The 12,604-nt window shown below is 58.2% G+C and carries 13 protein-coding genes and 1 pseudogene; 5 read left to right on the top strand and 9 right to left on the bottom strand.

The genetic code is table 11. The features are described 5' to 3' along the window. Positions 1-6 precede the first annotated feature (6 nt). Both argF and RT91_RS00210 read left to right on the top strand, forming a co-directional pair. A complete protein-coding gene (gene argF, locus RT91_RS00215) occupies positions 7-1,002 on the top strand; it encodes an ornithine carbamoyltransferase (RefSeq protein ID WP_035184927.1) in 996 nt (331 codons plus the stop codon). Continuing rightward, a complete protein-coding gene (locus RT91_RS00210; RefSeq protein WP_035184924.1) occupies positions 1,002-1,925 on the top strand; it encodes a carbamate kinase in 924 nt (307 codons plus the stop codon). The genes argF and RT91_RS00210 overlap by 1 nt, the downstream gene beginning before the upstream one ends. 82 nt (positions 1,926-2,007) lie before the next feature. On the opposite strand, the gene RT91_RS00205 is transcribed toward RT91_RS00210, so the two are convergent. Continuing rightward, a complete protein-coding gene (locus RT91_RS00205; RefSeq protein ID WP_205408934.1) occupies positions 2,008-3,648 on the bottom strand; it encodes an amino acid permease in 1,641 nt (546 codons plus the stop codon). 42 nt (positions 3,649-3,690) lie between these two features. On the opposite strand from RT91_RS00205, the gene RT91_RS00200 reads away from it, so the two are divergent. Together RT91_RS00200 and RT91_RS21890 are read left to right on the top strand one after the other, a co-directional pair. Beyond that, positions 3,691-6,093, top strand: coding sequence for an HAD-IC family P-type ATPase (locus RT91_RS00200; RefSeq protein ID WP_240314123.1), 2,403 nt, complete (start codon positions 3,691-3,693; stop codon positions 6,091-6,093). Between the two features lie 79 nt (positions 6,094-6,172). After that, complete coding sequence (locus RT91_RS21890) at positions 6,173-6,337, top strand: hypothetical protein (protein ID WP_160321832.1); 165 nt, start codon at positions 6,173-6,175, stop codon at positions 6,335-6,337. 82 nt (positions 6,338-6,419) lie between these two features. On the opposite strand, the gene RT91_RS00195 is transcribed toward RT91_RS21890, so the two are convergent. The 8 genes and pseudogenes from RT91_RS00195 to tnpA all read right to left on the bottom strand — a co-directional run bounded on the left by RT91_RS00195 (position 6,420) and on the right by tnpA (position 11,147). Then, on the bottom strand, positions 6,420-7,235 hold the full coding sequence (locus RT91_RS00195; protein WP_082468497.1) for an amino acid ABC transporter ATP-binding protein: 816 nt from the start codon (positions 7,233-7,235) through the stop codon (positions 6,420-6,422). A gap of 2 nt (positions 7,236-7,237) precedes the next feature. Then, positions 7,238-8,014 (bottom strand): amino acid ABC transporter permease, encoded by a 777-nt coding sequence (locus tag RT91_RS00190; RefSeq protein ID WP_035184920.1) that lies wholly within the window; start codon positions 8,012-8,014, stop codon positions 7,238-7,240. Continuing rightward, positions 8,015-8,881, bottom strand: a complete 867-nt coding sequence (locus RT91_RS20000) for an ABC transporter substrate-binding protein (protein ID WP_160321831.1) — start codon at positions 8,879-8,881, stop codon at positions 8,015-8,017. Beyond that, positions 8,832-9,581: a GntR family transcriptional regulator gene (locus RT91_RS00180; RefSeq protein WP_082468496.1), complete on the bottom strand. Its 750-nt coding sequence runs from the start codon at positions 9,579-9,581 to the stop codon at positions 8,832-8,834. Before RT91_RS00180 ends, RT91_RS20000 begins: the two co-directional genes overlap by 50 nt. Positions 9,582-9,730: 149 nt before the next feature. Continuing rightward, a pseudogene (locus RT91_RS22945) lies at positions 9,731-9,895 on the bottom strand (zinc ribbon domain-containing protein); the annotation flags it as partial. A gap of 12 nt (positions 9,896-9,907) precedes the next feature. Next, positions 9,908-10,225, bottom strand: a complete 318-nt coding sequence (locus RT91_RS22235; RefSeq protein ID WP_205408933.1) for a transposase — start codon at positions 10,223-10,225, stop codon at positions 9,908-9,910. Positions 10,226-10,361: 136 nt separating this feature from the next. Then, positions 10,362-10,745 (bottom strand): helix-turn-helix domain-containing protein, encoded by a 384-nt coding sequence (locus RT91_RS22230; protein WP_205408932.1) that lies wholly within the window; start codon positions 10,743-10,745, stop codon positions 10,362-10,364. Then, a complete protein-coding gene (gene tnpA / locus RT91_RS00170; RefSeq protein WP_035184912.1) occupies positions 10,746-11,147 on the bottom strand; it encodes an IS200/IS605 family transposase in 402 nt (133 codons plus the stop codon). A gap of 1,041 nt (positions 11,148-12,188) precedes the next feature. Between tnpA and RT91_RS00165 the strand changes: the two genes are divergently transcribed. After that, the coding region (locus RT91_RS00165; RefSeq protein ID WP_035184962.1) for a transposase at positions 12,189-12,604 on the top strand (416 nt) is incomplete at its 3' end.

The raw sequence follows: 12,604 nt of genomic DNA, 5'->3' as shown, positions 1-12,604 counted from the left end.
CAATCCATGACACATCTTCGCGGCCGCAGCATCCTCTCGCTCGAGACCTTTTCCCGCAGCGAAATCCTCGATCTTCTGAAACTTGGAGCCGAATTGAAAGCTGCCAAGCGCGGCGGTTTCGAGGTAGCGCGCCTGACCGGCAAGACCATCGCCCTCATCTTCGAGAAGGATTCTACTCGCACACGCAGCGGGTTCGAGGTGGCGGCCTATGACCAGGGCGCGCATGTCACTTATATGGGGCCAAGCGGCAGCCATATCGGCCACAAGGAAAGCGTGAAGGACACCGCCCGAGTGCTGGGGCGCATGTTCGATGCGATCGAGTTTCGCGGCTTCGCGCAGAAGGATGCGGAGACCTTGGCGCAATATTCAGGCGTGCCGGTATATAACGGCCTCACGGATAATGCGCACCCGACGCAGGTGCTGGCCGACTTCATGACCATGCCGGAATTCTGTAACAAGCCCTTGCCGGAAATCCAATTTGCCTTCCTCGGCGATGGCGGCAACAACATGGCGCTGTCGCTCGCCATGGGCGCTGCCAAGCTCGGCATGAAGATGCGTATCGGCGCGCCGGACGCATTCTGGCCTGCACCCGACGTCATCGCCCGGATCGACGAAGTGGCGGCCGGTAGCGGTGCGCAGATCAGCTTCGAGGCGGACCCGCAGAAGGCGGTCGCCGGCGCAGATTTCCTCTATACCGATGTCTGGCTCTCGATGGGGGAAGACGAGCATCTATGGGCTGATAGGATTAGGGCGCTCATGCCATATCAGATCAACATGGGGCTAATGGAGGCCACTGGCAATCCGGCCACGAAATTCATGCACTGCCTGCCGGCCTTCCACAACACGGAAACGAGTGTTGGCAATGATATTGAAAAGCGCTTCGGCATCTCTGCTATGGAGGTCACCGATGAGGTGTTCGAATCCGAGCGCTCTATCGTTTTCGACCAGGCGGAAAACCGGATGCATTCGATCAAGGCCATCCTCGTTGCGACGCTCGGCTGATGCATATTGTCGCGGCGCTCGGAGGTAATGCCCTGCTTCGCCGGGGTGAAGCGCCGACACCCTCCGCGCAGCAGGCGAATATCGCGCACGCCGCCGCTGCGCTAGCGAAACTCGTTGCGGCCGGGCATCGGCTCACCCTCACCCATGGTAATGGTCCGCAGGTCGGTCTGCTGGCATTGCAAGCCGAGGCCGGCCCGAAAGACGCCGCCCAGCCGCTCGACAGTCTGGATGCCGAAAGTGAAGGCTGGATCGGCTATCTCCTGGAGCAGGAACTGGCCAACGCCCTGCCACCTGGCACCGAAATCGCCACGCTACTCACGCGCATAGAGGTTGATGCCAACGATCCGGCATTCGCCGCGCCAAGCAAACCGATCGGCGCGGTCTTTGACGAGATCACGGCACGCGAATTGAGGGTCACGCGCGGATGGGCAGTCGCACCCGACGGCACGGCCTGGCGCCGCGTCGTTCCCTCCCCGGCGCCGGTCGCGATCCTCAACGTCGCTAGCGTCGAGCAACTCACCCGGGCGGGTACGCTGGTAATCTGCGCCGGCGGCGGTGGCATACCCGTGATTCGGGACGGGGCCGGCAAGTGGCATGGCGCCGAAGCGGTCATCGACAAGGATGCCGCTGGCGCATTGCTGGCCGAGCAGATCCGGGCCGATTTCTTCCTCATGCTGACCGATGTCGATGCGGTTTATCTCGATTACGGCACCGAGCGGCAAGCCGCACTTCGCAAGACATCGCCTCGGGTACTGCAGGAGAAAGACTTCGCCGCCGGCAGCATGGGACCGAAGGTCCAGGCGGCTTGCCGCTTTGCGCAGAACACTGGCAATCCGGCCGCCATCGGCCGGATGGAGGACGCATGGGCCATTGTCGGCGGTCAGGCCGGAACACTCGTGCGGATCGACGATCCGCACAGCTGATAGCGCCGCCATACTTGCTGCCTGAAATGGAAACCCGGCCGAAAGTCTCCGGCCGGGTTCCGGTTGCCGGGATTACGCCAGCTCAGCCAATACTGATCGTGCCGGTGCCGATAAGAATGACCGAAATCACCGCGGCGATCAGCAGCACCATTGCCGCCACGGCTTCCCTGCCGGTGAAGGTTGGCGCACCGGAAGCCTGCTCCCGTTGCGCATACCAGTAGAACGGAATGCCAATCGCGTAGACGATGGTTGAAAGCAGAACGAATTGCAAACCCGCCGCATAAAGCAACCAGACGGCGTAAACCGAACCGAGCAGGCCGCTGGTAAACGCGGCCCCCTTGTGTTCCGTGCCATGGGCAACGGCGAATTCCGGCTGGCCGGCATACCGGAACAGGAACGCCGTACTTGCGAAATAGGCCGGCAGTATCATCACGCCGGTAATGGCAACCAGCCAGAGCCACGCATTGTTGGCAAAGAGGACAACAAACATTGTCGCCTGCATCACGAGCGTGGACAGGAGCAGTGACGGGGCCGGCGAGTGGTGACTGTTCTCTCGCGCGAGGAATTTTGGAAACACACCGTCCCGCGCACCGACGAACGGCAACTCGGCGACGAGGATCGTCCAGGCCAGCCAGCAGCTCAGCAACGACACGAGGACGGAGATGATCATCAAAAGCGCACCCCAGTGCCCGACGACATGCTCCAGTACATAGGCTGCGGACGGACCATGCAGCGCCGCCAGTTCCTTTTGTGTCAGCAACCCGAAAGGCAGAACGGACACGAGAAAATAGAGCAGGAGGCAGACCATAAGGCCAAGGAAAGTCGCTCGTCCCACATCCTCCGTCTTCCTTGCACGTCCCGAGACCACCACGGCCCCCTCGATGCCGATGAAGACCCAGAGTGTGACCATCATCGTGCTTTTAACCTGACCCAGAATGTTGCCGAGATGCCCGGCACGGCCCCAGATGTCGGCGGTGAAGTGGGCGCTGCTGAGAAACACGGCGGCAATGACGATGAATGCGATGATCGGTATGATTTTTGTTGCCGTCGCAAGGGCATTCAGGAATGCCGCCTGCTTCACGCCTGCAAGCACGACGAAATACATGCCCCAGATGAGTATGGAGCCACCGAGAATGGCCCCCCAGGATTTGCCGGAGATCAGGCTCGGGAAAAAATACCCCAGTGTCTGCATCACCAGAACGGCAAACCCGACATTGCCGAACGCCGAACTCAGCCAGTAACCCCAAGCCGAATTGAATCCGGCATAGCGGCCAAAGCCCTCGCGTGCATAGGTGTAGATACCTGCCTGGAGGTCCGGCCGCTTGTCGGCCAGAGTTCGAAAGGTATTGGCGAGAAAATACATACCAACGCCCGTAATGATCCATGCAATCACTATGGCGCCAAGTCCTGCGCCGGCCGCCATGTTCTGCGGCAGGTTGAATACTCCACCACCAATCATCGACCCGATGACCATGCCGAGCAGGCTGAAGAGACCAACAGCGCGGGTATCTGGCTGATTCATATCAGTCTTTGCTCGCCCCGAAGGCAACGGGTCTGTCGTCTTCAAAATGTCATTCATTTGCTGTGTTCCTGATATGGCAGAACGATTTGGTGGCAGCACGCGCCAAGTGTGCCGACGGTCGCCGGGTGGATTTTCTATCCAATATCCATTTTGGGCAGACCGCTCATTGACCAGGATCAACACCTTGAGGAACGTCGTCATGTGCCGCGATGCAATAAGAGGAAGGCACTCAACGAAGTACAGTTGAAGGACCACGTAGGCCGGGCAATTGCAATTTTCGGCATATATGCGGAGATGATTACGGATCAGCGGACAGAGCTGAAGGATCCCGTGATGAGCGAAAATAATGACCAGGGTTTATCGAGAGCAGAAGCCGCAAGGCTGTTGCGCGAGTTCGGAGTAAATGTCGTTGCCGACACCTCTGAAAGTTGGCTGCATGCGCTAGCGGCGAAGCTTTGGGCGCCATTGCCCTGGATGCTGGAAGCGACGATTCTGCTGGAGTTGTTTCTCGGCCACGTGCCGCAGGCCCTGATAATTTCACTACTGCTGTTGTTTAACGCCGTGGTGGGAATGACCCAGGAAGCCCGTGCCAAGGATGCAGTGGCGGCGCTGAAACAGACGCTCGCGGTTATGGCCTCGGTCCGGCGCGATGGCCTCTGGACACGCATCGATGCCTCCGGGCTGGTACCCGGAGATCTGGTAAAACTGGCGCTTGGCGCTGTGGCACCTGCTGACATCAAGCTCGTCGCCGGAAGCGTGCTGGTAGACCAATCAATGTTAACAGGTGAATCTCTGCCCGTGGACCGCAAACCAGGGGAACTGGCCTACGCCGGAGCGATGATTCGCCAAGGAGAAGCGACGGGGATCGTGGTGGCGACCGGCGCGCGTACCTATTTTGGCAAAACGGCCTCGCTGGTGCAGGATGCACACGGTGTCAGCGGCGAGCAGCGCGCGGTGTTGGCGGTAGTACGGGACCTTGCTTTGGTCAACGGTGTGGTTGTGCTGGCGATGCTCTCCTATGCGCATGCAATCGGCCGCACATTCGATGAAACCGTGCCGTTGCTGCTGACTGCGCTGCTCGCTTCGATCCCGGTGGCACTGCCCTCAACCTTCACTCTTGCGGCTGCACTTTCAGCACGGCGGCTGGTACGTGGGGCCGTGCTGCCCACCAGGCTGGCAGCAATTAACGAGGCGGCAACAATGAGCCTGCTTTGCTCGGACAAGACCGGGACACTGACGCAGAATGCACTGTCGATTCAAAGTGTCGTGGGCTTCGATGGTGCCGCTGAGGATGCTGTGCTGGCGGCGGCTGCCGCTGCGTCGTCGGAGGGCGGTGATCCGGTTGATCAGGTGATTATCGACGCCGCACGGGCACGGCGCGTAACCGTTCCCGTTCCTCGCCATTTTGAGCCTTTTGATCCAGCCCGCAAATACGCCGAAGCGCAGCTAGCAGATGGTGTTCTGCTCCGTAAAGGAGCTCTCGGCGCACTGATATCTGTGCCGCTATCCGCTGAGCAAGAGAGAGCCCGGAAACATCTCACCGAGGCGGGTTGTAGGGTACTTGCCGTGACCCGTACCACCGCTACCTCGACCGTTCTGCTCGGATTGCTCGGCCTTGCCGACCCTCCTCGCGACGACGCAGCAAACCTGATTACCGCCTTGCGCGACCTTGGTGTACGCGTGGTCATGGTAACTGGCGATGCGCCGGAGACCGCGGCAGTCATTGCTAAAGCCGTTGGGATCACCGGCGGAATCTGCGATTCGGCGGAACTGGAGACACTCTCTGCGCCAGACGATTACGGCGTGTTTGGCGGCGTGTTTCCGGAGCAGAAATTTCGTTTGGTAAAGCTATTTCAACGCGAAGGCCATGTGGTCGGTATGTGCGGCGACGGCACCAATGACGCTCCAGCGCTGCGGCAGGCGCAAATGGGTATCGCCGTTTCCACGGCAACCGATGTCGCCAAGGCGGCGGCGGGGCTGGTGCTGACGTCGCCGGGGCTGGCCGGCATCCTGGACGCGATCCGTGAGGGACGCGCAACCTTCCAACGCATCCGAACGTATACACTCACGATGGTGGTCAGAAAAATTGCGTTGGTGCTCTATCTCGCACTGGGGTTGGTCATCACGGGGCATGCGGTATTGACGCCGCTGCTGATGGTCCTTCTGCTGATTATCAATGATTTCCTGACCATGGCGATCACCACGGATCATGCTTTGCCCTGTTCCCATCCCCGGCATTGGCGAATTGGCCGGATCATCGGTGAGGGTGGAATTTACGGGCTGGCAACTCTCGGATATGCCACACTCATGCTGCAAATAGGCCGCAGCTTTTGGTATTTGCCGCTGGCGCAGATTCGGACGCTTTCATTTTTAACCCTGATGCTGGCGATCCAGGCGAGCGTATATGTTATGCGGGAAGAACGCTGGTTCTGGTTGTCAGCGCCGAGCATTTGGCTGGCAGGGGCGACGGTCGCTATGGTTGCCTTTAGCCTTCTTGTCGCAGGTTTTGGCATATTAATGGCAGCACTTAGTTGGAATGTTCTGATTATAGTTACAATCAGTTCTCTCCTTTTTACTCTTCTGCTCGACTCACTGAAAAGTGCCGTTACCCTGGTCAGCGCCAGATATTATAGGGCTTCAACTTAGGTCGATCGATATCAGTAGGTAGCGTCTCAGAGAGGTACACGATCCAGTCAACGGGCTCGAGTTGGAGAGTAGCTTTGGAATGCTGCTCGATGAACTGCATGAGGCTGCAACCAGCGGTTGTCAGCTGACTGCGGCACATAGCCAGATCATCGGGGTGATCAGGGAGCACGTCGAAGCAATGTGGCCAGAGACGGTGTCTGGTTATCGCGGTGATCTTGAAGTCCCGCCAACTGGCGAGGCGTAGGCGCCGCCTGACCGAAAAGTCGCCTGTTCACACGAAAGACGGCCCGTCACGGATAGCCGTAATACCATTCAGTTACAGGTTCTCACAGAATCTTCGATAAGAACAGGCGCGTGCGGTCGTGGTCGGATGACCCGAATATCTTCATCGGCGATCCTTCTTCGATGATCTCCCCATGATCCATCATGACGACGCGGTCTGCGACCTCTCGGGCGAACCCCATTTCGTGGGAAACGACAACCATCGTCATGCCTTCCCGCGCGAGTTGCCGCATCACCGACAGTACTTCTCCAATCATCTCGGGGTCGAGGGCGCTCGTGGGTTCGTCGAACAGCATCAGGCGCGGCTGCATCGCCAAGGCCCGTGCTATCGCGACACGCTGTTGTTGTCCGCCGGAAAGATGGGCCGGATAAGCATCTTCCTTGTCCGCGAGTCCGACGCGGTCCAGCAATGCCTTGGCTCGTGCGCGAGCCTCGGACGCCGAAAGGCCGAGCACGCGAACAGGTGCTTCGGTGATATTGTCGAGCGCCGTCATGTGATTGAAGAGATTGAACCGTTGAAAAACCATCCCGATCTCGCGTCGTTGGAGTGCGATGTTTCGCGGACGGTCTTCAACCAGCCGGCCCCTCTGTTCCCGATAGCCGATCAAATGGCCGTTCACCAGGATTCGACCTTCCTGAATTTTCTCGAGGTGATTGATGCACCGTACGAATGTTGTCTTTCCGGAACCTGATGGGCCTATGATAACAACCGTCTCGCCACGTCGGACCGTCAGTGACACATTCTTAAGTACTTGCAGCGGCCCGTACCATTTGCTCACGTTGTCGGCGGCGACAATGATGTCAGCAGACTCCTCTGGCGAAGCAGGCACCACCGAAGTAGCCAATTGGTCAGCTTGCATTCTCAGCTCCTCTGAAATGCCCTTGCAAAGCGAGTCCCGAAGAAGCGAGATGTAAAGTCGGGTCGTGCCTCGCGCAATTGAGAACGACTGAATCGTCGCTCGATATATCCTTGCGCAATCCCCCACAATGTTGTAAGTGTTAAGTAATACAAGGCAACAACTGCGTATAGTTCAAATACGCGGAATGTGGCGGATGTGAGAGTCTCAGTCGTAAGTAGTAGTTCCTGCACACCGATTACGCTCACAAGCGTACTATTTTTTAGCATAGAGTTAAATTCGTTGCCCAAGGGCGGAACAATAAACCGTGCTGCCTGAGGCAGAACGATACGGCGCATCAGCAGTGGATACGTCATACCCAACGACCGAGCGGCTTCCGTTTGGCCCTGATCAACGGAAGCAATGCCGGCGCGGATGATCTCCGCCATGTAAGCGCCTTCATTCAGGCTGAGCGCGACAATCCCCGCCTGCACGTTCCCTGGAATGACGAGCGGACCGAGATCAATGTCATGGAAGCGCAGGATGTTTGCTGCGGCAAGGCCGGTGTAGATGAATATGATCTGGACCAGAAGCGGGACCCCGCGCATTACCCAGACGTATGCACGAACGATGCTGACGATCGGCTGGATATTCGATATACGGCCGAGCGCCGCAAAGAGGCCGATCATCGTCCCAAGCGTTTGTGATGCGACGCTGAGGACGATCGTGAGCATCAGGCCATGTAGATAGGTGGCGCTCGGTGTAAGGAGATAGTGCCAGAAGAATGGCCAGTCGAAGTGCATTTACTGTAATACGCTTTGCTCAAGATTGTCGCCAGAAATCCCCCACCTTTTCAGGATTTTATTGTATTTTCCGGTTTTATGTAGATTATCTATCGCCTTTTGAATTGCTTTTGCCAGTTCCGCATTGTCCTTCCGGACGCCGACTCCGGTGAGTATCTTATGGAAGGGTTTACCCGCCACGGCGAAGGTCGCCGGATGAGTCTTGATGTAATAAGCGCCGGTTTCGAGTGTTGTTCCATAGGCATCAACCTGCCCTGTGACGAGTTCTTGCAGAGCGTCGGTATCAGTGGGGAAAACAATGATATCCATTGGCTTTTTGCCAATTTTTTGAAAGACTTTGTTCTGCTTATGGAGGATATCCGCAATCGTGGTGCCATTTTCGACCGCGACTTTCAAGCCAGAAAGATCTGCAAGACCGCGAATACCGTGGTCGTGACCTCTTTTAACGAGCAGAGCTTCACTGGAATACATGTAGTCGACCATGTCGATCACTTTGCGGCGCGCCGGTTTGTCGAAAAGCTGTGAAATAATTGCGTCGCAGTGGCCCGCCAGAAGTGCAGGAATAATGCCGCTGAACGGAATGTTCTTCCAGACAGGTCTCAGTCCCATCTCTCCGGCGATCGCGTCGCCTATTTCAATGTCTGAGCCGACCGGCTTTGATTTGGTATTATAGTACTCAAGGGGCGGAGAGGAAATATCAGAGCAATAGATGATCTTTCCGCTGGCCGCGAGTTTTGGCGGAGGCGCGACGTTTGCGGCAAGTACGGGTGATCCGGTAAGTGTGGCCAAGATAAGCGCGCTGGCCGCTATGCAATTTTTATTTGCGAGTATAAACCGCTGAATGGGCGTTTTCTTGTGACATCCCATTGTGCTTCTCCTTATACTTGGCATTGGCGACACGAAGCGCACCATCTCGGCATCGCTGAATATGACGCTTCGTGACTTCTGCAGCCCGCGCTCCATCCCTTTCGACGACCGCCGCGACCAAGTCGCGGTGTTCCTGGCGTGTCACCGACCATTGATCAAACCAGAGAACGTCGATCCATGTGAGAAGACGGAGCTGGTCATAGATCTGAAGCAATGCCTGGCAGATCCGGCTATTGCCGCATTCCCGGGCGACGATCTCGTGCAGGGACAAGGCCAGTTTGACCTCCTCATGGAGTTCGTCGGCGGTCAATGTAGGCATGGCTTCGAACCGAGCGAGCTGCTTCATCAAGTCATTGAGTTCGGCGATCGCATCGGCGGTGATGCGTTCGGCGGTCAGCCTGCAGGCACTTACCTCGAGGACCTCACGGAATTCGTAGAGCTCAGCGATATTTTCGCAATCGAATTCCAGGGCGAAATAGCCACGTCCCGGTCGGCTGATGGCGAGACCATCATGTTCAATGCGGCTCAGGGCTTCGCGCAAAGGTGTTCGACTAACCTGAATGCGGCGTGCAAGATCTCGTTCGCTCAAACGCTCGCCGGGCCTGATGGCACCGGAGAGGATTATTTCTCTTATCGAGTCGTAAGCGAATTGGCTAAGCGATTTGAGATCTTCGTCCGACGAGTGCTCGCTGGATGGCATACCAAACGGTATACCAGCGTTGCAGCAGTGACAAGCAAAAATAAGCTGGCGGTTTGGTCTAGTATCGGGGAGCACGGATGGCTGAGACGGGTTCCGGAGTGATTATGGTGAACACTGCGCCAGCTAAAGCAGGCGGCTTCCCAGGGAAGCTAGGCCGCAACCGGCTTGCTTCGCCCCTGATCGCACGTTCCATGCGGGAAGTTCGCCCGTTGGAGCACGACGCGGGCCGCCGCCACATCTCGGTCGAGAGAGCGTCCGCAGTCGCAGCGGTGCATTCTCTCCGAGAGTTTCTTCGGCTTGATCGTGCCGCAGTCCGGGCAGGTCTGCTAGGTTCCACGAGGATCGACCAGCACGACGACGCCACCAGCGTTTGCAGCTTTGAAGGTGACGTGCTGAACGAGCATTCCCCTCGCCATCCCGGCCACATTAAGGTTCTCGAAGGCGATGTGCGTGAAGCGGTCCACCAGCGACCGCGAGAGCTTGTGCGAAAAGTCCCGGCGCTGGTTGGCAATGCGGGCGTGCAGCCGGGCGACCCGCAGCTTCGCTTTGCGCTGCCGCCTGCTATGGCGCTTCTTGCGGGAGACGACGCGTGGGGCGCGGCGCAGGGCCTTGGCGGCTTTGGACGTCCACGGCGGCGTCGGCACCGCTTCTCCGGTGGAAGGTGGAAAGCGCCATGAGGCTGGACAGCCCAACGTCGATGCCAACGACCCCGACCGCTCTTTCGGCGGGAGCCGCATCTGGCAAGTCGATCTGGAAGCAGACATACCACTTGCCACAGGATCAGCTCACCACCGCCGCGCCCACCTTCGCTTCCGGCGGCAGATCGCGATGCCACTTTGCCTTGATCTCACCGGGAACGCCCGCGATGCCAAGCCGTTTTGTCTTGCGGATCGTCAGGCCGTCGCCCACCCGGAACTCGGCGCTGTCGAACCGTCTCTTGGGCGGGAAGCGAGGGAACCCGGCCAGCAGTTCATCCTCGGTGCGGACGGCCTTCAATTCGCGGGCTTGATTGCCGTAACGGAGGCTGATGCCCCGGCGGCGATAGGCTTCAATGCGCTGCTGCAAGGCGGCGTTGTAGCGGTCGCGGAAAGCCCTCAGCATCCCCGTGAGCGCAGCCCTCTGCGCCAGGTTCGGATACAGACGATGCTTGAACGAGAGGCGCATTCAGACGCCCTTCTGCGCTTCGATGTAGCGCCGGATCGTCGCCTCGGACACCGCCCCGACCGACGCCGCGAAGTAACTGCGGCCCCAAAGGGTCGGCAACCGCGACCGGAGGGAAGGAAACTCCTCACGCAGAAGGCGGCTGGTTTTGCCCTTGAAGCCATTGACGATCTCGGCAACGCAGAGGGCCGGATCGGCCTCCACGAAAAGGTGGACGTGATCGGGCATTACTTCGGTCGCGTGGATCGTCATGCCGGGTTCGTCCGCGATCTCTCCGAGCAATGCCTTGAGCCGCCCTTCGACGGGCGGAGTGAGGACCGGACGGCGGTATTTCGGACACCACACAACGTGGAATTTCAGCGAAAAGACCGCCCCGGCGTTCCTGGCGTAACGCTCTGCGAGCAAAGCGGTGGATTATACATGCGCCGGATACTTATTCAGCGGTCGTGTGTCGCGCTGACGCGCGACCCGGCATTCCCCTGTCGCGTGAACGCGACAGTCCCGAGCCGGAGGTTCTGATGGAGGGCCGAGGAATGCTCTGGTTGCGATACTCGGCGCTGGGATGGCTCTTTAGATTTCGCGATATCGAAACTGATCGCTGGGAGGGTTTTGTTCGGTGCACGAGCAGAAGATGGTGGTTCCTTGTTCGCCGAAGATCTTGGGGCGTCAGGATGGTGTGAGGACAGGCGGTTCGGATCAAGTTGAGTGACGAGGAGCACATCGAATTGAACCTCTTTTCGGCGCTACATGAACCAAAATAAAGTTACAAATATTAGATATCCCTACAGACAAAAAACCTCTACTAATAAAATCGTAAGGAAAAAATAAAATGATCAGCTTTATAGCTGCCTACTATCCCATAATAAAACATCCGTTTATTTTGGTGATATTGGTATCTATTTGCGGCGCTCTTGCGATATTCCTTGTGGATCGACTGTTCTACCGAGATAAATCGTGGCATAGGATTTCGCGGCGAAAAGACGATTAGCTGACCGCTGATCGGGGATATTTGACCAGGCCGCTATCGGAGAGGCGGGAATCAAAGCCTTGGGTCACCAACCGGCTGTGGTCGCCATCCGATCCAGTTCGTTGAGTCTGGCGGTTGTCAGCAACACCGAGCACTGGGTTGCAGTCGATGCTTCCGCTTTCATGCGCGTGTCAGCCTGAATTTTCGTGAATTCGCCCAGGGCTTCGCCTTGGCGCGCGCTATTGTTCGGCCAGGTTGTCCTCGCGGCGTCCGCTGCCTCGTAAGCGATCCGATCCTCAACAGCAGCCAGCCACTTTGCCGACCGGAGATCGCAGCGCACTGCCAAAACTGCCCACCATTCAAACCGCACTAGACCAGATGTTCGCCTGAGATTGGGGTGACCCGTCTCGCAGTATGCAGGTTTCCGAGGGTTGCGCCGGGAGGTCCGGTGCCGAGCCTCAATGCATAGGAGACGGGTCATGGGAAAGCATATCACTTTTATCGGGCTGGACGTGCACAAGGAGACGATCACGGTCGCGCTGGCGGAATCTGGCGGCCGCGATGACGTGCGCGAGTATGGCCGGATCGCGAACACCCCGGAGGCGCTGACGAGGGTGGTGACGAAGTTGCAGCGCGTGGGCGGGGAACTGCGATTTTGCTATGAAGCGGGTCCATGTGGCTACGGGATCCAGCGACAGCTGACGGCGGCCGGGCATGACTGCGTGGTGGTGGCGCCGTCGCTGATCCCTCGCAAGCCGGGGGAACGGATCAAGACGGATCGTCGGGATGCGGTGAACCTGGCCAGGCTGCATCGGGCGGGGGAATTGACGGCGGTCTGGGTGCCGGATCCGGCGCATGAAGCGATCCGTGACCTGGTCCGGACTCGATTGATGGC

Origin of the sequence: Acidiphilium sp. JA12-A1 (assembly GCF_000724705.2) — a bacterium.
GTDB classification, from domain to species: domain Bacteria; phylum Pseudomonadota; class Alphaproteobacteria; order Acetobacterales; family Acetobacteraceae; genus Acidiphilium; species Acidiphilium multivorum.
This window is presented reverse-complemented; position numbering and strand designations above follow the sequence as displayed.